The following is a 24,444-nucleotide window of genomic DNA, read 5'->3' on the forward strand; positions in this document are numbered from 1 at the left end:
AATTATTTAATCTTCAGTTTATATGACATTTTTTAACAATGTTTAAGTGGGAGAGTTATCTTTGATTCCCTTCTCAATTACTTGCCCATGTCCCGCCCATACGAATTAGATGATATTGACCGCCGTATTCTGGGCCTGCTGGTGCAGGATGCCAAGCTGCCTTACTCCGAGATAGCGCGCCAGCTAGGGGTGTCGGGCGGCACCATTCACAGCCGCATGACGCGCCTCGAAGAGCAGGGCATAGTGCGCGGCGCTACCCTCGACCTCGACCTGACCAAGGTAGGTTTTGGGATACAGGCCTTTCTGGGCATCTTCTTGCTCAAAAGCTCTTATTGCGACTCCGTGATTGCGCGACTGCGCGACATCCCGGAGGTTATTAGCGTGCACTTCACTACGGGCAGCTACAACCTATTTGCCCGGCTAGCCTGCCGCGACACTCAGCACCTGCGCAACGTGCTGCACGACAGCGTGCAACAGATAGAAGGTGTAGAGCGCACCGAAACGCTTATCTCGCTCGAAGAAGTGTTTAGCCGCACCGTGCAGCTCGAAGAAGTATCGCTGGATGTGGCCAAGTAATCCTGGCCAGGACCTCTTACTAGTACTAGCCCCCAACGCAGCGCCTCTACTGGGGAGGCGCTGCGTTGGGGGCTAGCTAGTTAAGCGGCAGGCTCATTGGGGGCAGCTGGGCCCGGCTGAGGTGGTGGTGCTGGTACTGGCGAGGCCCCCTGCTGGCTTTGTACGAGTAGGCCCACCAGGGCCTCGACCAGGCCGCCTGCGCCGCTGCCGGCCCCTCCACCATTGGCTTGCACATCGGGCGTAATTTTTACCTGGCGGTCGCCGATAATCTGCATCAATTGCAGGGCCGTAAACTCGCGGGTGCCGAGGCTAGCTACGCCCACCTGGTAGGCTTCAGCCTTGGCCTGGCCAATGGCCCGGATGGCTTCGGCCTCGCCCACACCGCGCAGGCGCGTAGCTTCTGAATCGGCGATTGCCCGCAGGCGGGTACTTTCAGCCTCGCCACCGGCGCGCAGCTTGGCGGCTTCGGCTTCGCCACGCACTTTTTTTACCTGGGAGTTGGCATTGAGCTCGGCGATATTTACGCCCTGCTCGCTTTTTACCAGCTCGCTTTGGATATCGGCAATACTCGTTTCGCGCACCAGGGCCTGGCGCTGGGTTTGGGCAGCCTGCTGCACCTCATAGGTTTTGCGCTGTTCCTCGGCCAGCTTGCGGTCCGTTTGGGTGGTCATGAGCTGCTGCGGCGGCACAATATCGCCGATGAGCGTATCCACGGCCTGCACATTGTAGGTGGCTAGGGCAGTGCGAATAAAGCTGGCTGCATCGCGCTGGCGCTCGGCTCGGTTGGTGAGGTAGTCGAGCACCGTGTATTCCTGCGAGCTGTTGCGGAAGTAGTTGCCCACAATCGGCTCCAGCACGTGGTCTACCAGGTTCTGCATAGAGCCCACGCGCGAAATGACCCGCGGCGCATCCAGCGCCCCTACGTGAATAATCTGGGCCACGTCGAGGTTAAAGGAGAAGCCATCGCGCGAGCGCACCGTGATGCTGCTCAAGGAGTTGTCGTAGCCATGCGCCTCGGTGCGGTTGGCCCAGTTGAGCACGATGTTGGTAGTGGGCACCAGCTCGACGCGCATAATGCGGGTGTTCAGGGGCTGGCGGCCGGGGTAGAGCGGCGTCACCCAGATGCCTTTGTGGCCCACTTCCACGAGGTTGCCGTGGGTAAAGTCGGCGCCGCTTACGTCCTGCGCCGGGCGGCCCACAAAGGAAATGACCACGCCCACGTGGCCGATAGGAATCTCCGTCATAGGCACCTGCTCGACGCGGCAAAACCAGGGGTTCAGGTTCCAGGCGCCGCTCAGCAGCACCTGCTCTTGCAGGCCGCGCCGGCCCCCGGCCACCAGGAAGCGCTGGGCATCCTGGAAGTTATCGTGCTCGGGAATAACAGGGCCGGCAATTTCGCCCGGCTCGATAGGTACACCATCGAGGGTGGTGACAATGCCCACAGCATCGGGCACCACGCGATACACTACCAGCTCATTCGGGTTCATGCCCATGCTCTCGGCATTGCGCCGCGTTAGAATGGTGAAGAGGGCCGTATTGATGCGGTAGGTGCCCGCCGTGAGAATGCCGAGCTGCCGGCCCTTCTCGCCTCCCTTGGTCAAGAATGCCCGCGCATCCTGGTAGTCGTCGCACTCCACCACCCGGCCTAGCATGTGCGAGGGCGGAATAACCGCGCCACCATTGGCTACCACGAGGCCAATCTCGCCCTGCGGTACTACCGTCACCGGCTCTTTACTCACCGAAAACTGCCAGGGCCATAAAAAGAAGTGCCAGCCGGGGGCTAGCGTATCGGCCTGCAAGCCGGCTTCTCCTTCGAGGGCAATGAGGCGGCCGGCCGCCAGGGAGGTGCGGGCAAATTTCTTGGCTACAATGCCAACTTCCAGCTCGCCGATAACGACAATGCCGAGCAGGGACTTGGCCAGTAGTATTACCACCAGCACGCCAGTGAGCACGCCCAGAAACGTAAGAAAAACAGGGACAGTAAGGGCTAGCAACATAGAAAAAAGGGGAGAGAGCGAAGAAGTATCAAAGTAAAGGCATAAAAAAGTCCTTCCCAGACTGGCCGGGAAGGACTTTATCGCTAGCCCAGGGTGGGCATTACATCACGCTCTTGGTAGTCGTGGTTTTTGTTTTGTTGGCTTTGTAGCGCATGTCGGGCGTGCCATCGGCCTTCATGGGGCCGGTTTTTACCGTCTTGCTCGATTTGTAGCGCATGTCGGGCGTGCCGTCGGCCTTCATGTGCGTGCTGGTCGAGGTCTTGGTCATGCCCGAAGGCGTGGTCATCGAGCTCGACTTGCTCATGGTGGCCCCGCTCTTCGACATAGTCGAAGACTTGCTCATGCCGGCCGGGTTAGTTGAGGTCGAAGTGTGCGTAGTAGTGGTGGCGGGCACCTGCGACATTTTGGTAGTCGTCATTTTCGACGAGCTGCTGCTCATCGTACCGGTAGCTGGGGCAGTCTGGGCCTGGGCGGCTAGGCCACCAGTTACTAGCAAAGCAGCGAGAAATCCGAAAAAGCGTTTCATGGTGTAGGAAGAAAAAGTGGATGGAAAAGTCTCTGCCGTACCTGGCAGAAAATGTGCCGAAATATAGGTGCTTCGTTAGCAAGATTAGCTAGCGGCAATGGCCGCGGTTAAACTCCGAAGACATCTGCACATCGAACCCGCGAGTTTACGGTGCAAATTCTTGCTTTCAAGCCCTTTTTTATGAAAAATATTTTGTTGTGCACAGCGGCTACCACGTTGCTAGCCTGCCACTTGCTGGCCGCCACGGCCCAGACGCCCATCCTCAATGCCCGCGAGCGCACTGAGCGCGCCCGCATCCGCCAGGGGGTGCGCTCGGGCGAGCTCACGCGCCCCGAAGCGGCCCGCCTGCGCGGCCGCGAGGCCGGTATCACGGCCGAGAAGCGCGCCGCCCGCGCCGATGGCAACGTAACGGCCGGCGAGCGCCGCGACATTCGCCGCACCGAAAACCGCGCCAGCCGCGCCATCCATCGCCAGAAGCACGACGGCCAAGTGCGCTAGCTCCCCTTTTCAAGGCCTAAACGCCAAAAGCCCCGCGCTACTGCTAGCACGGGGCTTTTAGATTTTTCAGGCTAAGCCGAAAGCTTCGCGAATCTTAGGCCGTAACCTGGGCTTCGAGCTTCTGGGCGAGCACGTGCTTGGGCACGGCGCCTACTTGCTTGTCCACAATTTGACCGTTCTTAAACACCAGCAGCGTGGGAATGCTGCGGATGCCGAACTTCATCGACGTCTGGGGGTTGGCGTCCACGTCTACCTTGCCAATGATGGCTTTGCCTTCGTATTCGCCGGCCAGCTCCTCTACCACCGGGCCTACCATGCGGCAGGGGCCGCACCACTCGGCCCAGAAGTCCACAAGTACCGGTTTGTCCGAGTTGATAATCTCCTCGAAATTGGCGTCGGTTATTTCAATTGCTTTGTGCGCCATGACGCTAGGGAAAATGTTAGTGAAAAAACGTCCGGCGTGTACAGCCAACGAGGCTGCAAGGTAGCGGAGTTGGAGTAAAACAAACGGGGTAGGGGAAAGTTCAGCCGATGTTCAGGCTGGCTATAGCAACGAGCACACATCGAGCTCAAACTCACGCATCTTCTCGATAAACGTCTTAGGTTCAATCTGAAAGCGACGCGAAAACATATCGACCGCCAGCCGCTCGTGAGGCTCCACAAATTGTATCTCCAGGCGCTTCGAACCCTTAGCGTGCTCGATGGCTTCCTGCAGGCGGTCTATCATGGGGCCGGTCACGGTGCGCAGGTCGAGTTTCACACGCACGCCCTTGCTGAGCTTGTCGGCGACCTGGGCTAGGGGCTCCATCGTCTTGATTTTCAACTCCCACTGGTCCTGGGTGCCGTAGCGCAGCTCCATCTTACCCCGGATGAAGAGCGGCGGCACCTGCTCGTTGTGGTAGTTCTTGGGGTTGATGAGCGGGCCGAAGCGCGTGTAATCGTCGCGGAACAGCGCCAGGTTAATACTCGAATCGTAGTCTTCGATGTTGAACGAGGCCATCGGCTGGCCGCTCTTGGTCGTGCGGAACTGAACGCCCGATACAAGGCCCGCCACGTTCACGTCTTTGCCTTTTTGCCCTTCTAGCTTATCGAGCGGGCAAGTGCAATAGGCGTCGATTTCCATGCGGTAGGTATCGAGCGGGTGGCCCGAGAGGTAGAAGCCTACTACTTCCTTTTCGCGGCGCAGCTTCTCCGGGGCGCTCCATTCTTCCAGGTCCTGCACCTTTGGCAGGGGCGCGGCTACTGCGCCAAACGCGCTAGCCCCGAACAAGCTGTGCTGTGCCGATTCTTTGGCCGCCTGGTGCTGCTGGCCCAGCTTCATCGCCTTTTCAATGAGGTTCTGGTCGCCGGCCGGGGCGTCCATAAACTGGCGGCGGTTGTACTTCTCGAAGCTGTCGAAGGCGCCGGCCTGGGCCAGGCTTTCCCAGGTTTTCTTGTTCACCGAGCGCAGGTTCACGCGCTTGGCAAAGTCGAACACATCCGAGAACGGCCCGTTTTTCTTGCGCTCTTCCACGAGTTCGAGTACCGCGGCTTCACCTGCGCCCTTCACAGCAGCCAGGCCGAAGCGAATCTGGTTTTCGCGGGGTACGTTGAATTTCTGCTCACTTTCATTCACATCGGGGCCTAGCACGGCCACGCCCTGCTTGCGGGCTTCCTCGATGAAGAAGGTCACCTTCTTAATGTCGCCCATGTTGTTGGTGAGTACGGCGGCCATGTACTCGGCGGGGTAGTTAGCCTTCAGGTAACCAGTCTGATATGCTACTACCGAGTAGGCAGCCGAGTGCGAGCGGTTGAAGCCGTACTCCGCAAACTTCTCCATCACGTCGAAGACTTCGCTGGCCTTCTTCGCCGGGATTTTATGAATCTCGCCGGCACCCTTCACGAATTTCTCGCGCTCCAGGGCCATCTTTTTCATGTCCTTCTTACCCATGGCGCGGCGCAGCAAGTCGGCACCCCCTAGCGAGTAACCGGCCAGAATCTGGGCCGTTTGCATAATCTGCTCCTGGTACACCATAATGCCCTGGCTGTATTCCAGAATGGGTTTAAGCAGGTCATGCGGGTATTCCACAGGCTCGCGGCCGTGCTTCCGGTTGATGAAGTCGGGGATGAACTGCATCGGACCGGGCCGGTACAGCGCATTCATGGCAATCAAGTCCTCGATGTTGGTCGGCTTCAAGTCCTTGAGGTACATGCGCATTCCTTCCGACTCGAACTGGAACGTACCAATCGTATCGCCGCGCTGGTAAAGCGCGTAGGTCTTGGGGTCGTCGAGCGGAATCTCGTCGATGTCGATTTTAATACCGTGGTTGCGCTCAATCAAGTTCAGAGCATCCACAATGATGGTCAGGGTCTTAAGGCCCAGAAAGTCCATCTTCAGCATCCCCGCTGACTCAATCACTTTGCCGTCGAACTGCGTAATAAGCAGGTCCGAGTCCTTGGAAGTCGAAACGGGGATGTAGTTCGTGATATCGTCGGGCGCGATGATAACGCCCGCCGCGTGAATGCCGGTGTTACGCACCGAGCCTTCCAAGCGCTCGGCTAGGGCCAGAATCTGGCCCTTGAGGTCGCTCTGGTCATTGCGAATAGCGGCTAGCTCGGGCACGTCGCGGAAGGCGCCGGCTAGGGTAGTGCCCGGCTTTTCAGGCACCAGCTTGGCAATTTCGTTTGCCGCCGGCAGGGGCAGTTCCATGGCCCTAGCCACGTCCTTGATGGACGACTTGGCGGCCATCGTGCCGAAGGTGATAATCTGGGCTACCTGCGTTTTGCCGTACTTACCTACCACGTAGTCAATGACTTTCTGGCGGTTCACGTCGTCAAAGTCAATGTCGATATCAGGCATTGATACGCGCTCAGGGTTCAGGAAGCGCTCGAACAGCAGCGAGTACTTGATGGGGTCGATGTTGGTGATGCCCACGCAGTAGGCCACCGCCGAGCCGGCGGCCGAGCCGCGGCCGGGACCCACCGCCACACCCATGCTCCGGCCCTTGTTGATAAAGTCCTGCGTGATGAGGAAGTAGCCCGCAAAACCCATGGTCTGGATAATGCGCAGCTCGTAGTCTAGCCGCTCCTCTACCTCGGGCGTGCGCTCGCCATAGCGCGGTGGCTTGGTCATCGTTACGGAGCCGTTGCCAGCGCTAGCCCCGAAGGCGCCTACGTAGGTCAGCTCGCGCAAAAACTCGTCGGCGTTGGCAAACTGGGGCGGGATGGGGAAGTTGGGAAGCAGGATATCGCGCGCCAGCTTGGGCGGCGTTATCTTATCCACAATCTCGTTGGTGTTATCCACACTGTGGGGCACATCTTCAAAGAGCGTGTTCATCTGCTCCTGACTCTTGAAGAAGAACTGGTCGTTGGCGAAGCCGAAGCGGCGGCGGCGCTGCTTAGGGGGCTTCTGCAGCTCCTCGTCGATGCGGGCCAGCATGCGCCGGGCGTTCTCATCGTAGGCGTGGGCGCTGCGCAGGTTGTCGAGCGTGTCGTAGTGCACGCGCTGGTCGGCGGTGAGCACGGTGTAGTAGTTCGTCTCGAAGTCGCCAACCGGGATGCTGCGCTCTTCGGCCGTGTTCACGCACAGCAGCAGGTCGTGGGCCGCGTAGTCGGTCTGGTCTACGTAGTGCGAGTCGTTGGTGCAGATAACCTTGACGTTGTACTTCTTGGCGAAGCCCAGCAGCACCTGGTTCACGTCTTCCTGGCTTTTGCCGGTGCCGTCGAAGTTCATCAGCCCGTGCCGCTGAATCTCGATGTAGTAGTCGTCGCCAAATACGTCGAGCCACCATTTCAGCAACTCTTCCGCCTTCTCCTCGCCCTCAAACAAAATAGCCTGCGGAATCTCCGCGCCGATGCAGCAGCTGGTGGCAATGAGCCCCTCGTGGTACTTGAGCAGTAGCTCCTTGTCAATGCGCGGAAACTTGGAGTACACGCCCTCGATAAAGCTCAGAGAGCAGAGCTTGGCCAGGTTGTGGTAGCCGGCTTGGTCCTTAGCGAGTAGCAGTTGGTGAAAGCGGTTGTCTTTTTCGCCCTTTTCGCGTAGGAACGTCTTCTTGTGGCGGTCGGCCACCATGTAAAATTCGCAGCCCACGATGGGCTTCACGTTGTACTTGTTGGCCTCGGCCACGAAGTTGAACGCCCCAAACATGTTACCGTGGTCGGTGAGGGCCACGGCGGGCATGCCATCGGCCTGCGCCTTCTTCATGAGCGCGCCAATGCTGGCCTGGCCATCGAGCAGCGAGTACTGGGTGTGCGAGTGCAGGTGCGAGAAGACGGGCATGAGGCAAGTTGGTAACAGTGAGCAAAGAACAAGAAAACAGAGGTGCTGAGTTTGCCGCTAGCCCCTAATATCTGGGTGTTCATCGAAACCTAAAGTTACCGCTGAGCCGGGGCTACTCCAAGCGCCAGTCAGTGGAGTGCTGAGGCTGTGGGCGTTGGATTTCAGAGCTGTGCCAGCACGAAGCGAGTAGCAGTATGGGCTGCTGCTGCCAAAGCTAAAGTTGCAAAGCAGGCTGGGTTGGCTCACGCTTGCATTCTTAGCATAGGGGAAACAGGCTGGCCCTACCTTTGGCTGCATAGGCTGCTCAACTCAAGCCAGTAGCCTAAAGGCATCTTTTTCAAGAATTGCATCCGATGCACGAAAAGCTTCCGAGCGTCAATGGCTTGCGCGCCCTGAGTGTCGCCATGGTTATTGCTGGGCACCTTGGGCATACCGGGATTTTTAACGCGGTTTATCGCTACCACTACGTGCGGGCAGGGCTGGATTTTGTGCGCGACGGTGGTATGGGTGTGAGCATGTTCTTCATCCTGTCGGGCTTCCTTATCACACGTTTGTTGCTGGCGGAGGAAGAGAGACATTCTTCTATCAATCTGCGTAACTTTTATGTGCGCCGACTGCTGCGAATTGTGCCGGCCTACTACTTTTTGCTCTTCGCTTACTACCTGGCGCAGCAGCTAGGCTACCTGCAGATTGAGCCCGCCTCGTGGTTCACAGCGCTCACGTTTACTAAGTATCTCAATTGGCATGAAGACTGGTACACGGCCCACGGCTGGTCACTGAGCATTGAGGAGCAGTTTTACTTAATCTGGCCGCTGCTATTTTGCTGGGGCGACAGGCCCCGGCGCTATGGGTGCGCCATTATGCTGGCCGGTGTGCCTCTGCTGCGGCTATATAGCTACTGCGTGCCCGCTGAGATGTTCGACGACCTGTCGCTGCTGATGAACATCGATGCGCTGGCGTTGGGTTGTTTGCTTGCATTTTACTGCAAGCCGCTGCTGGCGGCCTTTCGGCCAGAGGTGTGGCGGGCCCTCGCTATTGGGTCAGTATTAGTGCTTTTTGGGCTAGGCTATGTCAACCGCCTCACTGACCCCGTACCCCATTTAAGTGCCATTTGGGGGCTACTTGGCCAGCGCCATGGTACATTGGCTTTTCTGGCAATGGGTTGTGTGCTGCTGTATTCCGTTTATGTTGCGCGCGGGCCCTGGTTCCGGTTGCTGAATAGCCGGCCGTTAAGTTTTATAGGTAAGATTTCCTATGGACTGTATTTGTGGCAGCAAATATTTGTCATGCGCCCCATGTTTTGGTTTAATCATTTCCCGCTCAATGTAGCTGGTTTGTCAGCCTGCGCCATCTTTTCGTACTACGTTGTTGAGCGGCCTTTCCTGCGACTCAAGCAGCGGTTTAATTAGCATCGGCTGCCAGACAGTTCATGGCTGGGCGCTCCCTAACAGGTTGGGTTTGCTAGCTCCTGCCGGACAGGAAATTCTCTTTGTAGCGGCGTAAAAACGCATGTGAGTGGGAGCAGGGAAGGTAGGAATGCGACTGCGTAAAATTGCCGCCGGGCCAGTTTTAGTGTTGGGCTGCTGCCTGAGCGGGAATAGGTCCTGAAAATGAGCACTGTATTTTGGCAGACTGTCGAACTCGTTCGCAGCATTGCCCGTTACCTTCGCCACATGGGCCACACTGGCCCACCGCTAGGGCTGCGTTCAGTTCTTCCCGCTGCCCACTGCGCTTGCTTTCGCTTGGTTTTTCTTTTTAGAAAAGCCGGGGTCGGGGGATTTGCTTCAGGTAGCTTTTCCCATCGACGCATTTATGAAAGTATTGGCCGCCTCTACCGACCCGGTGTATACCCGGCCGGCTGCTCCTTCCTGGCTCGACAAGCGGCTTGTCCACTACTTGCAAGACGAGCGCGACCTGCCGTTCGCCTACCTCATTTTTAAGATAACGGCCACCATGCTGCCCCTAGCGGTGCTGCTTTTTGTGCCGGCGCTGCGCGGGCCGTGGTGGTGGGCGGCATTTGGGCTGTTCTTCTTTTTTAGCAATGCGCGCTTCAAAGGGCCATTTGGGTTGATGCTGCACTGCACCAGCCACCGGATGCTGTTTAAAAAGAAATATGGCTGGCTGAATAATTACATTCCGTGGGTGCTAGGGCCACTTTTTGGCCAAACGCCAGAGTCGTACTTCGTGCACCACCTAGGCATGCACCACCCCGAGAATAATCTGCCCGACGACGAAAGCTCGACCATGTTCTACCAGCGCGACTCGCTGCGCGGTTTTTTGCGCTACCTCGGCGACTTTCTATTTCTGGGAGTAGCTAAGCTAGCCAGCTATTTTACGAAGCGCAACAAAACCACGCTGCGCTACCGCCTGCTGCGGGGCGAGGCTGTGTATGCGCTAGTTACCATCGGGCTGGCCTTCGTAAACTTGCCTGCTACGCTGGCCGTGTTCGTGCTGCCTTTCCTGCTGTCGCGGGTTATCATGATGCTCGGCAACTGGGCGCAGCACGCGTTCATCGACGCCGCTAGCCCCGAAAATTGCTACCGCAACAGCGTAACCTGCATCAACACCAGCTACAACCATAAGTGCTGGAACGATGGCTACCACATCAGCCACCACCTCAAGCCGGCCCTGCACTGGACCGACCATCCGCACCACTTCCGCCAAAACCTAGCGCAGTATGCCGACAATGAAGCTATTGTATTCGATGGCATCCACTTTCTGCACATCTTCTTCTACCTTATGGCCAAGCGCTACGACCTGCTGGCCCGCCACTTTGTGCTGCTCGATGGCACCGAGCGTACCGAGGCCGAGGTAACTGGCTTGCTGCGCCGCCGCACCCAGCGCATTGGCCGGGCAGTGCTGGTGCCACAGCTGGCCTAGCCTCGCGCCGCTTGGCCGGGCCGCCGCAGGCGCCAGCGATGCCAGGGCCGAGGGTGCCGGTCGAGCCAGGGCTCCAGCCAAGCTAGCACGGCCAGCGTGAGCACGGTGCCCAGGATGGAGCCGGCCGTTACGTCTTCTTCAAAATGCTGGGCCAGGTACACCCGCGAGTAGGCGGCCAGCGCAGCCAGCAGCACGAAAGCGTAGCCCCAGTTCTTATTCTTAACAAAATAGGTGAGCACCAGAAACACCGAAAACGCCGAGGTAGAGTGCCCCGACGGGAAGCTTTTGAGCGTGCCCATCACTACGCCTTCTACCACGTGCAGGGGCGGAAAGCCAGGGTTTTCGGCGAAGTAGCGGAAGGGCCGTGGGTGGCCCGTGAAAATCAGCTGCTTGCCTATCTGGGCCGCTAGCGACGTCAGGGCGAAGCACACAAAGGCCGTGAGTGCCCAGCGAAAGCGCACAAATAGCAGCGCCAATACCACGAGCACGTAGAATACGCCATCGCCCACGTTGGTGAATGGCCGAAAAAACTGGTCGAAAAAGGGAGTGTTGTGGCCATTTACCCAGAAAAAAGCTGTGTGCTTGGGCGTGGCCAGGAGCACGGCACCCACCGCCAGCAGCAGCACCAGGTAGGGCATAAGGAAGGTGCGGGTGTGCCGGAGCAGTGCAAGCATAAGCGAAGAGCGCGGCCGAGGCGGCCAGCTAGGGGCTAGCAAAATTACCGCGCGGCGGCCGGGTCGCGTTTGGGGCTGGCCGTAACTTGCGGCCCCTAACCCGTTTTTCCCGCCACCTTATGCGCTACGGTCCCATCGCTCCCGAGCTGTTTGTTGAGAATCGCCGCCGCTTCCGCGAGCTGCTACCGGCTAATTCGCTAGCCATTTTCAACGCCAACGATATCCTGCCCACCAACGCCGACGGCACGCTCGCCCTCAAGCAAAACACCGATTTGTTTTACCTCTCGGGCGTCGACCAGGAGGAAACCATCTTGCTGATTTGCCCCGATGCGGCGCTTGAGAAGCACCGCGAAATCTTGTTTCTGCGCGAAACCTCCGAGCACATTCTGGTGTGGGAAGGCTACAAGCTCACCAAGGAGGAAGGCCGCCAAGTGTCGGGCATCAAAACCGTGATGTGGCTCGACCAGCTGCCCGCCGTGCTGGCCGCCCTCATGAACGAGGCCGAGTATGTGTACCTGAACTCGAACGAGCACATTCGCTCGGTAGTGGAGGTCGAAACCCGCGATGCTCGCTTTATCAAAGACTTGCAGCGCCGCTACCCGCTGCACCAGTACCGCCGCGCCGCTAGGCTCCTGCACCAGCTGCGCGCCATCAAGAGCCCCGAAGAAATCCGCCTCATGCGCCGTGCCTGCGAAATTACCGGCAATGCCTTCCGGCGTCTGCTCGGCTTTGTGAAGCCCGGCGTGTGGGAGTATGAGATTGAAGCCGAGATACTGCACGAGTTTGTGAAAAACGGCTCGCGTGGGCCAGCTTATACCAGCATCATTGGCAGCGGCGAAAGCGCTACCATTCTGCACTACATCTCAAACGACCGCCAGTGCCAGGACGGCGACGTGCTGCTGCTCGACTTTGGCGCCGAGTATGCCAACTACGCCGCCGACCTCACACGTAGCATTCCGGTTAATGGTACCTTCACGCCGCGCCAGCGCCAGGTGTACGAGGCCGTGCTGCGGGTGTTTAAGTTTGCGAAAACTCAGCTGGTCGTGGGCAACGAAATTGAGTCTTACCACAAAGCTGTGGGCGAAACCATGACCCAGGAGCTTATCAAACTGGATTTGCTGAGCGAGAGCGACGTCAAAAACCAGGACCCCGACGCGCCGCTCTACAAAAAGTATTTTCCGCACGGCACCAGCCACTACTTGGGCCTCGACGTGCACGATGTGGGCTATAAGTACCGCAAGTTTGAAGCTGGCATGGTGTACACCAACGAGCCGGGCATCTACATCCGCGAAGAGAAGCTGGGCATTCGCCTCGAAAATGACATCCTCATCACCCCTAGCGGCAACGAGGACCTCATGGCCGACATCCCGCTGGAGCTGGCCGACATCGAGCGCCTGATGAAGCGCTAAGCTTGGCTAGCCCACAAAAAAGCCCTTGCCACACTGGCAAGGGCTTTTTTGTGGATAAATTACTGTGGCCGCCGGAACAGCAGCAGATGCTGCTGGGGCAGGGTTTCGCGCACTTCCACAAACTCCAGCCCTACGGCGGCCATCTCCTTGCGGGCCTGCGCCACCGTCATTTTGTGAATCTCCTTGATGGGCACATTCGGGTCTTCGGCCCGGTATTCGACCAGGGCCAGCCGCCCGGTGCCCGGCCGCAGCGCCCGCCTGATAGCCTGACCCATCTCGCGTGGGTGGTCAAACTCGTGGTAAGCGTCCACAATGAGCACTACATCGACGGCGCTGGCCGGCAGGTGCGGGTCGGTGGTGGTGCCTAGCACGGGCTCCACATTGTGCAGGCCGTTTTTAGCCTGGCGCTGCCGCAGCTCGGTTATCATTTCGGGCTGAATATCGACGGCCAGTACGCGGCCGCGTGGCACCAAGGGGGCTAGCCGAAACGAGAAAAACCCCGTGCCCGCCCCAATATCGGCCACCACATCGGTAGGTTTCAAGTGCAGCTCATTGATGAGCAACTCGGTGCCTTCTTCCCGCGTGCGGTCATTGCGCTCCAGCCAGTCGGCGCCTTCATGTCCCATTACGTGGGCAATTTGCCGGCCCTCGTAGTAGCGCCCTATGCCGTTGGGGTCGCGCGCGGGGCGGCTCACATAGCCCGTCGAATCGGGTGGATGAGCCGTAATGGTGGTTGCCCGCAGGCTAGCCGCATTCACGACATTCGACTCCATGGGAAGCTGCGTGCAGGCGGCAACAGCCCCTGCGGCCCCCAGTCCAGCCCAAAGCACTACGGCATTTTTCATAAGTGAATAATTCAGTCTGACACCGGCTTTTGCCAGCCGCACAACAACTGGGCAAGGCGCAGCGTTCAGCGTTGGTTAGCGAAGCTAGGGGTGTTAAGCTATTTGTTTGAATAAAAAAAATGGCGCAATACTCAGCCAAATTCGCTTTGCTAACGTAATCGGAGCACAATTCTTTCATCAACCCGCTAGCTTTCCACCTTATGCGAAATCTAACTACTACCCTGGGCCGCTTTGTGGTGGTCCTTTCCGGCGCCCTGGCGCTTGGTTCGTGCAGTCGTTCCGACTACGCTTTCCTGCCCAAAGGTGATTCTTACCTGGGCACTGCCACGGCCGCACCCAAAGTGCGCCGCGCCGCGCCAGTAGCCACTGTGACCACGCCCGCACAAGCCGTAGAGGCCAGTCCGATAACCGGTCCGGCCGTTGCCCCCGAAATTACGGTGGCTACCGCGCCAGCAGCCGCTAGGCCCGCCGCAACTGTCCCGAAAGCAGCAGCTCCGGCCACCGAAGCTGCCGAAGTAGCTGCCGCACCGGCTACCGCTACGGTAGCCACGCCGGCTCCGCAAAAGCTTAGCCTCGTGCAGCGCATAGCCCTGGCCAAAGTAACCAAAAAGCTCAACAAGCTGGCCACCAAGTCGCAGTTCAAGCAGGGCGATAATATAGCCCACACGGCCCGCATCAACGGTAACCTGCGCACCGGCCTCATTCTGCTATTGATTGGTTTGATTGTGGGCATTTTTAGCAACATCATCGGCCTCATCATCGCGCTGGTTGGCGTTATCTTCATCGTGCTCTGGCTGCTTGACGAATTGTAGAATTCGCTAGGCCCCTCAATGACCAAAAAAGCCCCGGCCGCTCAAGCGGCCGGGGCTTTTTCATAGTCTGGTGAGGCTACATCGGGTCCACATCGGCTATCAGGCGGGCCTGGCGAAACCCTTTCTGGTCGCGCACCACATCCATCGCGGCGCAAATGGCCAGCTTGGCGGCCTTCAGCACCGTGTGCTCGCGGCTGAGCTTAATGACGATTTCCTGCAAAAAGAAATTGCGGATGCGGAAAATGTAGGGCGCTTCGGGCCCTAGCACGGGCCCACGCCCCAGCCGCTCGGCCAGCTCCTGCGTGAGCAAGATGGCGGCTTTCTGCGCTATTTCCTGGTCCATGTGCTTCACGGTCATTTTAATCATCCGCGTGAAGGGCGGGTACTCGTGTTCGCGCCGCTGCAGGATTTCGTACTCGTAAAACTCCAGGTAGTCGTTGCGGATAACCTTGTCGAAGATTACCTGCGTTGGGTCGGCAGTCTGAATCAACACCTTGCCTTTCTTGCCCTTGCGCCCGGCGCGCCCGCTCACCTGCACAAACATCTGGTAGGCGCGCTCGTGCGCCCGGTAGTCGGGGTAGTGAATGATGGCATCGGCATTGACAATGCCCACTAAGCTCACATTTTCGAAGTCGAGGCCCTTGGTCACCATTTGCGTGCCTACAAGCACGTTGGTTTTCTGCTGCTCAAAGTCGCCGATAATCTGCTGGTAAGCGTTTTTGGCGCGGGTCGTATCCAGGTCCATGCGCTGCACATTGGCTTGCGGCAGCATGATTTTAAGGTCGTCTTCCAGCTTCTCGGTGCCGAAGCCCTGGGTGCGCAGCGCCCGCGAGCCGCAGGCCGGGCACTTAGTGGGCATGCCCTCGTGGTAGCCGCAGTAGTGGCAGCGCAGCTCGTGGGCGTGCTTGTGGTAGCTCAGGCTCACGGCGCAGCTCTGGCACTTCGGAATGTAGCCGCAATCCTGGCAAGCCGTGACAGGCGCGTAGCCCCGCCGGTTCTGAAACAAGATAACCTGTTCATCCTGCGCGATTTTGCTTTCCATCGCGGTCAGCAGGTCGGCCGAGAAATGGTTGTGCATCTTCTTGGCCTCGCGCAGCTTGCGGGTGTCAATGAGCTCAATCTCGGGCATGCCCGCTTCGCCAAAGCGCTTGCTCAGCGTAACTAACCCATAGCGGCCTAGCCGGGCCTGGTAGTAGGTTTCGACGGCCGGCGTGGCCGAGCCCAGCAGCACCTTGGCCCCTTGGAAGTTGCCCATCATCAAGGCCACCTCGCGGGCGTTGTAGCGTGGGGCGGGGTCGTACTGCTTGTAGGAGCTTTCGTGCTCCTCATCCACGATGATGAGCGCCAGGTTATCAAAAGGCAGAAACACCGCCGAGCGCACGCCCACTACCACCTGGAAGCGGCCCGAAAGCACGCCATTCCATACTTCTACGCGCTCGTTGTCCGAAAACTTGGAGTGATATACCCCTAGCCGCGAGCCAAATACGCGCATCAGGCGGGTCACAATCTGGGCCGTGAGCGCGATTTCGGGCAGCAGGTAGAGTACCTGCCCACCGCCATCAAGCGCCTGCCGGATGAGGTCGATGTAAATCTCCGTCTTGCCCGACCCCGTGACACCATGCAGCAGCACGATGTTCTTCTGATCAAACAGCGTCATTACTTCATCGCGGGCCGTCGTCTGCGCCTCGCTGAGCTGAAAAGGCATCTGCGCTAGCGGGTTTTCTTCCAGCGGAAAGCGCGACACAATCTGGTCGAATTGCTCCAGCACGCCGTTCTTTATCAGCGTGTTCACCGCCGAAGCCGATAAGTGCGGCGAACTGGTGAGATACGCTTTTTCGATGCCCTGGTGGTTGAGGTGCTCGTTGTGGTGTACCGGCACGCGCTGCAAGTACTTGAGCAGCACGTCTACCTGCTTAGGCTTGCTGGCCAGGTCCTCAAACAGGCGTTCTACCGCCGCCGTGCTCACGTAGTGGTGGGCTAGCCGCACCTTCTTCAGCACCTTGGGCGTGTATTTATCGGAAAGCTGCTCAAACAGAAAGATGATATCTTTCTGCATCAGCGACTTAATGACCTTGTGAAACGAGGCAATGCCCAGCACATCGCCCACCTCAGTAAAAGTGAGCGCCTTGCCATCCTCGGTGCGAAGATTGTCTACAATGCGCTGCTCCTTCTCATCGAGCGGGTAGGGGCTCCCCTCGTTGAGGTAGCTGGGGTGCAGCTGAATACGCGACTCGGAGCTGAGCTTGAGCGCAGCCGGCAGTGCGGCATTGATGACTTCACCGAGTGTGCAGAGGTAGTACTCACTTATCCAGCGAAATAGCTTGAGCTGCGGCTGGGTCACGACGGGCGCGTCGTCGATGAACTCCAGAATGTACTTGGCCTGGTACTCTTTGGGTGGTGTTTCGTGCACGGCGGCCACAATGCAGCTAAGCGTGCGCTTGGCCCCGAACTGCACAATGACCCGGCCGCCGATTACCACGTTGTCGTTCAGCTCGTAAGGTACCCGGTAGGTGTAGAGCTTGGGCAGCGGCAAGGGCAAAATCACGTCCACAAACAGCGTGACCCGGTCGGGCATCGCCGCCGGGGCGGGCGTGGGAGAAGCAAATTCAAACGTAAGCGACACGGGCAACAGCTAGGGCAGGCGAATAGTAAAGATAACCCCGACCGGGCGGAGATGGGGCGTTAAAAAGCTACTTATTGCTCCGCCAGGGCTAGCTGCTGTAGCGCCTCGGCCACCGAATGCACAGGCAGCTGGCAGGCCCGATTACGACACACGTAAATGGTAGTTTGAGCAGTGCCGCTGCGACCTTGGAGCAAAGGCAACTCGCTGGTCGCTAGGGCGCCAGCTAGCACATCGTTGGGTAAAAATTGCCGGCTGAGCCGTTGACGAAACGCTTCGGCCTCGGGGCCCACAATGGCTACTTCGGCGCCCGGCCGTAGCAGCGCCACGTAGAGGCTGGCCCAGTTGGTGAGGTGTTGCGGCTCCTTCACCACTAGTGCTTGTACCTGGGCTAGCATAGTGCCCGCTAGGTCTTGGTATTCAGCGTTTTCGAGGTGGCGGCCCAGGCGCAGCAGGTTGTGCGCCATCACCGAATTGGAGCCAGGAATAACGTTATCAAACAATTCTTTCTTGCGGGCAATCAGCGGCTCGGCACTGGCATCGGTGTAGAAAAACTGCTGCTCGGTAGGGTCAAAAAAATTGGCAAGCACGTAGCTGGTCAATGTTTCGGCCTCACGCAGCCAGCTTTCGGTGAACGTGGCTTCGTAGATACTCACGTAGGCTTCAATCACCAAGGCGTAGTCTTCCAGAAAGCCGTTGATGGTGGCGCGGCCGTTCTTCCAGGTGCGGTAGAGCCGTGGGCCCTGGCGTAGGTTCGCCTGTAAAAACTCCGCATTGCGGAGGGCTAGCACCAGAAATTCGGGTTCGCCAAATGCCCGGTAAGCAGCCAGCAGCCCGCTGAGCATGAGCGCGTTCCAGCCAGTTAATACTTTGTCATCGAGGCTCGGCCGCACGCGCTTGGCACGGGCCGCCAGCAAGGCTTTCTGCCAGCCGTGAATGAGCTTGGCCAGCACGTGCGGCTCCAGGTTGTGCTGTTGGGCAAACTCATCGTCGGTTTGCCGGCGGTGCAGGATGTTGCGGCCGTGCTCCCAGTTGCCCAGGCCCGTGCAGTGGTAGTAAGCGGAGGCCAGCGGCTCCTCATCGCCTAGAAGCTGTTGCAGTTCCTCGCGCGTCCAGACGTAGAATTTACCTTCTTCGCCCTCGCTATCTGCATCGAGCGACGAGTAGAAACCGCCTTCCGGGTTGGTCAGCTCGCGTCGCACCCAGTTCACAGTCTGAAACACGACTTCGCGGTACAGCGGGTCTTGCGTTACCTGAAAGGCCTCGCTATAAAGGCTCAGCAGCTGGCCATTGTCATAGAGCATTTTCTCGAAATGCGGCACCAGCCATTCGGCATCGACTGAGTAACGGGCCCAGCCGCCCCCCACCTGGTCGTAGAGGCCGCCCCAGGCCATTTCGCGCAACGTGAGGTTGACCTGGGCCAGCATCTGCGGGCTGCCCGAAATGTGGTAGGTGCGTAGCAGGAACCGCCAGATGCTGGGCATCGGAAACTTGGGAGCACGATTGGTACCGCCGCGCTCGCGGTCGAAGCGCTGGGCCAAGTTGTAGGCCAGCAGCTTAAATTCCTCATCGCTCACGCCGGCGCTGGCGGGCTCGGCGGCCGCGCTGTACTTCTCCAGTTCGCTAGCCTGCAACACCTGCGCAAAGCGCTCGGCTGAGCCATCGAGCTCGGCGCGGTGCTCGCCAGCATAGGCTTGGGCTACGTTTTCGAGCAATTTGACCCAGTTGGATGGCGGAAAGTACGTGCCGCCATAGAAGGGCTTGGCCTCGGGCGTAAGCAGCACGTTGAGCGGCCAGCCGCCCTGAATACCCATAGCCTGCACGGCGTCCATATAAATCTGGTCTACATCGGGCCGCTCCTCACGGTCTACCTTGATGCAGACGAAGTGCTCGTTCATCACCCGCGCTACCTGCTCGTTCTCAAACGACTCGCGCTCCATCACGTGGCACCAGTGGCACGCCGCGTAGCCAATACTCACCAAAATGGGCTTTTGCTCGGCCTGGGCCCTAGCCAACGCTTCCGTGCCCCAGGGGTACCAGTCCACGGGGTTGTGAGCGTGCTGCAGCAGGTAAGGGCTGGTTTCGTGGGCTAGCCGATTGGTTGAGGAGGCAGACATAGTGAAGCAAGGCTGGGTAAAACAAAACCCAGCCGGTGGGGCTGGGTTTCGAAAAAGCTTAGCTGGCGGGTGTTTCAGGCGCTGGCGGCTCGCTTGAAGGAGCTGCCCGGCGACGTGAGCCCGCGGGTTTGGCCGCTGTTTTTTTCTTTGCAGGCGCCTTTTTAGTTGCAGCTGGCTTAGTGTCGGCCGGCTTGGCAGCTTTGGTTGCGCGGGTAGGCCTCTTAGCTCGGGTTAGTGAAGTTTCGGGTTCAGGGGCAGGTGGGGGAGTGGCCTCCACTTCAATGGCCGGAGCAGTAGCCGGCTTAGCGGCTTTGGGCCGTCCCCGGCGAGGCTTCGCAGGCGCCGGTGTTTCGGCGTTTGGCGCGGCCGGCTCCGTCGGCGCGATAGGCTCGGGCGGTGTTGCGAATACTGCTTCCGCTACGGCTGGCCGCTCTAGCAATGCCACCGGAATAATCGGCGGTGAGATAATCGGCGCCGTAGCTGGTACTACTTCGGGTAAAGCAGGCGCGTCAACGCTGGCTGTATTGTCCGGGGCCGGTGAGCGGTACAAGCTGCGACGGTCGCCACGCTTCACTAGCCCTGATTTGGTGATAACCTTCGACTTCTTGGGCGTAGGCCCCGTGCCACGCTTGCGCACCGCTGGTAGTTGGGCTGGCCCGTTTTCCGGCAGGTGCTGAGGTATCGTTTCGCTAGCCTCTGATGAAGCAGCGCTTTCGCCTGAGTCCGTTTCGGCTGCATGGACTATTGCCTCATCTTCGGGCGTAATGCCAGCTATTTCCTGAGCAAGCTCCTCCAACAACTCCTCGGCCGCTAGGCCCTCTGTGCCAGCTTGCTCGGCTGCGAGGCGAGCAGCGTTCTTGCGAGCCGTGCGCTTGGCGCCACCCCGCGAGCGGCGCTTTTTCTTTTTTGCCGGATAAGCAGTGCTTTGGTCCGCAGGTAGGAGCGCGTTCTCGGCGCCCATCAGTACCGCCTCGGCATCAGCAGCTACCTCGGTAGGTAAGGAGCTCTTGTTATCCAGTTCACCCTCGCTGGCAGGCACTACGGGTATGGGCTCTTGCTGGGTGCGGCGGTCACGCTCAGTACGGGTAGGCCGGTCATTGCGCCGTCCATTGCGGCGATTATCCTCACGGCGCTCGGGCTGCGCGACGGGGGCTAGCGGGCGAGCGGCCTCCGTATCCTCAACTTCTCCGCCAATGTCAATACGCTCCTCATCGTCGTCGGGCTCTACCATGGGCGCGCGCACCGGCTTGGGCGGTGGCAAGGCGGCCAGCTGGCGCTGGACATCGCGCAACTCTTGGCGCACATCTACGCCTTGGCTACCAAGTCGTTCGAGGCGCTCGGCCGTCTGGTCGAGGAACGTGCGATGCTCGGGTGCCCCCAAGTGCAGCGGCCGGTGGCCTAGCGACTGCCGCACGGCCGTCCACTCTTTGCGGAAGCGCCCAAAGTCCGCATCAAAGTAAGCCCGCGCAAACTTGTCCCAGATGTAGTCTTCGGCCACTTCTGAGGGGTGAAGCATGTCGCTGGCATAAAAGCGGTAGTCGCGCAGCTCATCCGTTAGCAGCTCGTAAGCCGGGAAGTAGCTCACACCCGGCAGCAGCTCGCTGAGGTAGTGACAGGCCACACGCAATACCGACTTACTTACGGCATTCAGCGGCAGCGTATCCTTGATATGGCGTACGGGGCTTACCGTAAGCACAATGCGGATGCTCGGGTTAAGTCGCCGCAGCAAAGCATGCACTTCCGCTAGCCCATTCACAATCTCATCGGCCGTCAGTAGCTCTTTCTCGAAAAGGCTGGATGGTAGCTTGTGCAGGTTGCTAACGAGTTCATCGGTTTCGCGCAGGCGGTAGGCCCAGGCGGTGCCTAGCGTCAGTACCACCGCATCGGCAGTGCGCGCAAAGTCGCCCACTCGGTGCACTGTTTCTTGGATAAGTTGCAGTAGCTCGACCGGCGACTCAGCCCCGATGGTGCTATGAAAGTCGTAGCTCTGCCAGCGGCACCGCGCTTCTACCACGTGCTGCTGCCAGTCCTGCTCTTCGCCAGCGGCGGCGCGCAAGAGTTGCGCTAGGGCAAGCGGTTGAAACACCGTCCCAAAAGGGTTGACCAGCGCATTCACCTTGTTCAGCCGTAGCCGCGTGCCGATACTGTCGGCAAAGCACGAGCCTACGGTGAGCACCCGCGCCGTGCGGGCTAGTTGCCGCTCCTGCGGCGCAATAGTTAGTTCAGTCCGAAACATGAATCGCAAAGGTAGGCCCAAAAAAAGACGCCCCACCTTGCGGCGGGGCGTCTTTCTAACGTGCTAGTAACTAGCCCTTAGGCAGCCACTACGCGGAAATTGATGGTGTGCTTCACTTCCTTGTGCAGGTTCAAGGTAGCGGTGTAGTCGCCGGCCGTGGTGGGCTCCTGGTCGAAGCTCAGGCGCTTGCGGTCTACGTCAATACCCTTGTTTTTCAGCGCTTCAGCCAGTTGCAGCGTGGTTACGCGGCCAAAGATTTTGCCGGTTTCACCCACCTTAGCGGGCAGGTCAAATACTTGGTCGCCAATTTGGTCAGCTACTGCCTGGGCATCAGCTTTCACCTTCTCGGCTTTGTGAGCAGCCTGGCGCACGTTCTCGGCTACGATTTTCTTAGCCGATTTGTCAGCCAGAATTGCTAGGCCCTGCGGCAGGAGATAGTTGCGGCCGTAGCCCGATTTTACCGTTACGAGGTCGTTCTTGTAGCCCAGACCTTTAACGTCGTCTTTCAGAATGATTTCCATGTCTTCAGGTCTATTTCAGGGCGTCAGTTACGTAGGGCATCAGCGCCAGGTGACGAGCTTTTGCTACGGCCTGGGCCACTTTGCGCTGGAATTTCAGGCTGGTGCCGGTGATGCGACGGGGCAGCAAGCGGCCCTGCTCGTTCACAAACTTCAGCAGGAAGTTCGGGTCTTTGTAATCTACGTACTTAATACCGTTCTTCTTGAAGCGGCAGTACTTGTTGCGCGTGTCAACCGGCTTGTTGCCGTTGTCGCGGTTGTTGTTGCGGTTATTTTGCGTAGCCATCGTGTTGCGTGCTAGAGGGTTACTGAGCTACAGCTTCGGCAGCCTGGGGCGCCTTCTGTTGGTTCATCTCGCCGTTGCGACGGCGCTCGTTGTACGTCACGGCGTGCTTATCGAGCACCGTGGTGAGGAAGCGGATTACCCGCTCGTCACGACGAAATGCCAGCTCGAGCACGTCTACGATGTTGCCTTCGCCGCTGTGATTGTAAGTCAGCGTGAAGTAATAACCGGTGGATTTCTTTTGAATCGGGTAAGCCAGCTTGCGCAAGCCCCAGGCTTCAGTAGAAATGAGGTCGGCGCTATTTTCCTTAAGCACCTGCGAGAACTTCTCGACCGTCTCTTGCACCTGGCCCTCGTTCAGCACGGGGGTGAGGATGAAGACCGTCTCGTAATTTCTTACGTCCATTGACGGGGTTGATTTTGAAAGTGAAAAAAATGAATTGGGGGGCAAAGGTACTGATTTTCCGGCGCATTACCAATAGCGGCAGCTATTAATAAGATAAGTGCCTGAGAGCTATCAGACGTTTGCCTGTAAAACAGATAATTTCAAAGCTTAGCAGTCCTCTAAGAAAAACAAAGCCATAACAGGCAAGTTGCTCAAACAACCAAGGGCTTAGTGCTACAAGGGGTGTAAAATAGGGCACAAAATCAAGTTTAGTTTGCTTCCAAATAAGCTGAGAGGTCTTGAAAATGCCATTCCCACCTTTGCCGCCCAAGATTCGTAGCCTACATTTGCACCCCGGAAAGGGTACGCCCGAAATCCGTTTTACCGGTTCGTTTGGATGATGAATAGCTTTCTATCACGCACCAGTTCTTGGGTGCTAGCACTATTTCTGGCCGTATCGGCCCCGGCTTGGGCTCAGCAAGCCACCGTTAGCAAAAACGGCATGACGCCTGGTACCGCAGCAGCTGCCACTCCGGCCGCTGCCGCCGCACCAACTGGCGCGCAGGGTGCTGGTGGTGGCGATGCCGCCGCTATCGCTGCCGGCGATGCCTTGTTTAAAAACAACTGCGCCCAGTGCCACGCTGTAAACGATAAAGTAGTAGGCCCGGCACTGGCTGGTATCAGCAAGCGTCGTCCTATCTCCTGGATTATTCCGTGGGTACACAACTCCAGCAAAGTCATTGCCAGTGGCGATGAGTATGCTGTTAAGCTGTTCAACGACAACGGAAAGCAGCAAATGCCTGCTTTCCCGCAGTTGTCGGACAAAGAAATCACTAGCATCGTAGCATGGGTAACTTCTCAGGAAGGTGGCGCTAACCAAACCGCTGGTGGTGCTACTGCGGCCAATGCTGGCGCGGCCGATGGCCAAACCGGTGCCGCTGCCGGTGCTGCCGCTGGTGGGTACACCGATATGCTGCTCATCGTGCTAGTAGTAGTGCTGATTGTGCTGGTAGTGACCCTAGCCATCATCGCTAACCTGATGAAGGACGTGCTACAAGGCCGTAAAGACTTGGATGGCCGCGACATTGAAGTGCTCAATCAACGCTTCGACTGGGCTGGCCTCTACCGCTCGCCCGTGCTACGCGGCATCGTAGGTACCGTGTTCGCATTAGTGCTTCTTTATGAAGGCGTACAAAGTGTAATGGCTGTAGGTCTGACCCAGGGCTACCAGCCAACCCAGCCGATTGCCTTCTCGCACAAAATCCACGCCGGCGAAAATCAAATTAACTGCGCCTACTGCCATACCTCGGTATACAAGGCTAAGTCGGCCAACATCCCCTCGGCCAACATCTGTATGAACTGCCACTCGCAGATTAAGACAGAGTCGCCGGAAATCAAAAAAATCTACCGGGCTATCGAGCGCAAGCAACCCATTCAGTGGGTGCGCGTGCACAACCTGCCTGACCTTGCTTACTTCAACCACTCGCAGCACACCCAGGTAGGTGGCATTCAGTGCCAGACCTGCCACGGGCCCATTCAAAACATGGAAGTGGTGTACCAGTATTCGGCTCTGACCATGGGCTGGTGTATCAACTGCCACCGCGAGACGCCCCTCAATACGAAAGGCAATGCCTATTACGACAACCTCGTGAAGCTGCACGACAAGTCGAACAATGCCGTGCCTTTCACTGTGTCGTCGAACGGCGGTACCGAGTGCTCGAAGTGCCACTATTAATATTTTCTAGCTAAGCTTTTATAAAGGACATGAGTTAGGCAGCGGGCGCAGCTAGCCCCCTAGTGGCAGCTG

19 protein-coding genes are annotated in these 24,444 nt (G+C 58.4%); 7 read left to right on the forward strand and 12 right to left on the reverse strand.

Going from position 1 to position 24,444, the window contains the following annotated elements; genetic code table 11:
* Positions 1-87: 87 nt before the first annotated feature.
* Positions 88-576, forward strand: a complete 489-nt coding sequence (locus J4D99_RS12290; RefSeq protein WP_208132014.1) for an Lrp/AsnC family transcriptional regulator — start codon at positions 88-90, stop codon at positions 574-576.
* Positions 577-656: 80 nt separating this feature from the next.
* Here J4D99_RS12290 and J4D99_RS12295 read toward each other — a convergent pair whose 3' ends face one another.
* Positions 657-2,573, reverse strand: coding sequence for an SPFH domain-containing protein (locus J4D99_RS12295; protein ID WP_208132015.1), 1,917 nt, complete (start codon positions 2,571-2,573; stop codon positions 657-659).
* Between the two features lie 100 nt (positions 2,574-2,673).
* Positions 2,674-3,099 carry a hypothetical protein gene (locus J4D99_RS12300; RefSeq protein ID WP_208132016.1) on the reverse strand — a complete coding sequence of 142 codons (426 nt, stop codon included), beginning with the start codon at positions 3,097-3,099 and terminating at the stop codon, positions 2,674-2,676.
* Between the two features lie 180 nt (positions 3,100-3,279).
* Here J4D99_RS12300 and J4D99_RS12305 point away from each other — a divergent pair, with 180 nt between their 5' ends.
* Positions 3,280-3,597, forward strand: coding sequence for a hypothetical protein (locus J4D99_RS12305; RefSeq protein WP_236018642.1), 318 nt, complete (start codon positions 3,280-3,282; stop codon positions 3,595-3,597).
* 94 nt (positions 3,598-3,691) lie between these two features.
* On the opposite strand, the gene trxA is transcribed toward J4D99_RS12305, so the two are convergent.
* Both trxA and dnaE read right to left on the reverse strand, forming a co-directional pair.
* Positions 3,692-4,021, reverse strand: a complete 330-nt coding sequence (gene trxA / locus J4D99_RS12310) for a thioredoxin (RefSeq protein ID WP_144849028.1) — start codon at positions 4,019-4,021, stop codon at positions 3,692-3,694.
* A 120-nt stretch (positions 4,022-4,141) separates the two neighbouring features.
* Positions 4,142-7,858, reverse strand: coding sequence for a DNA polymerase III subunit alpha (dnaE, locus tag J4D99_RS12315; protein WP_208132017.1), 3,717 nt, complete (start codon positions 7,856-7,858; stop codon positions 4,142-4,144).
* Positions 7,859-8,211: 353 nt separating this feature from the next.
* Here dnaE and J4D99_RS12320 point away from each other — a divergent pair, with 353 nt between their 5' ends.
* Both J4D99_RS12320 and J4D99_RS12325 read left to right on the forward strand, forming a co-directional pair.
* Positions 8,212-9,267 carry an acyltransferase family protein gene (locus J4D99_RS12320; protein ID WP_208132018.1) on the forward strand — a complete coding sequence of 352 codons (1,056 nt, stop codon included), beginning with the start codon at positions 8,212-8,214 and terminating at the stop codon, positions 9,265-9,267.
* 403 nt (positions 9,268-9,670) lie between these two features.
* Positions 9,671-10,738 (forward strand): fatty acid desaturase family protein, encoded by a 1,068-nt coding sequence (locus J4D99_RS12325; protein WP_208132019.1) that lies wholly within the window; start codon positions 9,671-9,673, stop codon positions 10,736-10,738.
* On the opposite strand, the gene J4D99_RS12330 is transcribed toward J4D99_RS12325, so the two are convergent.
* On the reverse strand, positions 10,735-11,412 hold the full coding sequence (locus J4D99_RS12330; protein ID WP_208132020.1) for a phosphatase PAP2 family protein: 678 nt from the start codon (positions 11,410-11,412) through the stop codon (positions 10,735-10,737). The genes J4D99_RS12325 and J4D99_RS12330 overlap by 4 nt on opposite strands.
* Positions 11,413-11,531: 119 nt before the next feature.
* Here J4D99_RS12330 and J4D99_RS12335 point away from each other — a divergent pair, with 119 nt between their 5' ends.
* Positions 11,532-12,821, forward strand: coding sequence for an aminopeptidase P family protein (locus tag J4D99_RS12335; RefSeq protein ID WP_208132021.1), 1,290 nt, complete (start codon positions 11,532-11,534; stop codon positions 12,819-12,821).
* A 59-nt stretch (positions 12,822-12,880) separates the two neighbouring features.
* On the opposite strand, the gene J4D99_RS12340 is transcribed toward J4D99_RS12335, so the two are convergent.
* On the reverse strand, positions 12,881-13,594 hold the full coding sequence (locus J4D99_RS12340; RefSeq protein WP_208132022.1) for a class I SAM-dependent methyltransferase: 714 nt from the start codon (positions 13,592-13,594) through the stop codon (positions 12,881-12,883).
* A gap of 272 nt (positions 13,595-13,866) precedes the next feature.
* Between J4D99_RS12340 and J4D99_RS12345 the strand changes: the two genes are divergently transcribed.
* Positions 13,867-14,478 (forward strand): hypothetical protein, encoded by a 612-nt coding sequence (locus J4D99_RS12345; RefSeq protein ID WP_208132023.1) that lies wholly within the window; start codon positions 13,867-13,869, stop codon positions 14,476-14,478.
* A gap of 76 nt (positions 14,479-14,554) precedes the next feature.
* On the opposite strand, the gene priA is transcribed toward J4D99_RS12345, so the two are convergent.
* The 6 genes from priA to rpsF form a co-directional block, all read right to left on the reverse strand.
* Positions 14,555-17,101 (reverse strand): replication restart helicase PriA, encoded by a 2,547-nt coding sequence (gene priA, locus J4D99_RS12350; RefSeq protein WP_370551425.1) that lies wholly within the window; start codon positions 17,099-17,101, stop codon positions 14,555-14,557.
* Between the two features lie 71 nt (positions 17,102-17,172).
* The gene (locus J4D99_RS12355) at positions 17,173-19,215 is read right to left on the reverse strand and encodes a thioredoxin domain-containing protein (protein ID WP_208132024.1); all 2,043 of its coding nucleotides are present in this window, start codon (positions 19,213-19,215) and stop codon (positions 17,173-17,175) included.
* 58 nt (positions 19,216-19,273) lie between these two features.
* Positions 19,274-21,451 carry a GSCFA domain-containing protein gene (locus J4D99_RS12360; RefSeq protein ID WP_208132025.1) on the reverse strand — a complete coding sequence of 726 codons (2,178 nt, stop codon included), beginning with the start codon at positions 21,449-21,451 and terminating at the stop codon, positions 19,274-19,276.
* Between the two features lie 77 nt (positions 21,452-21,528).
* On the reverse strand, positions 21,529-21,972 hold the full coding sequence (gene rplI, locus J4D99_RS12365) for a 50S ribosomal protein L9 (protein WP_208132026.1): 444 nt from the start codon (positions 21,970-21,972) through the stop codon (positions 21,529-21,531).
* 10 nt (positions 21,973-21,982) lie between these two features.
* A complete protein-coding gene (rpsR, locus tag J4D99_RS12370) occupies positions 21,983-22,255 on the reverse strand; it encodes a 30S ribosomal protein S18 (RefSeq protein ID WP_151085757.1) in 273 nt (90 codons plus the stop codon).
* Between the two features lie 19 nt (positions 22,256-22,274).
* Positions 22,275-22,658, reverse strand: coding sequence for a 30S ribosomal protein S6 (gene rpsF / locus J4D99_RS12375; RefSeq protein WP_208132027.1), 384 nt, complete (start codon positions 22,656-22,658; stop codon positions 22,275-22,277).
* Between the two features lie 481 nt (positions 22,659-23,139).
* Between rpsF and J4D99_RS12380 the strand changes: the two genes are divergently transcribed.
* Entirely contained in the window at positions 23,140-24,372 is a 1,233-nt protein-coding gene (locus J4D99_RS12380) for a cytochrome c3 family protein (RefSeq protein WP_208132028.1), read from the forward strand.
* Positions 24,373-24,444 lie beyond the last annotated feature (72 nt).

Origin of the sequence: Hymenobacter sp. BT559, assembly GCF_017571525.1 — a bacterium.
Lineage (GTDB): Bacteria > Bacteroidota > Bacteroidia > Cytophagales > Hymenobacteraceae > Hymenobacter > Hymenobacter ginsengisoli.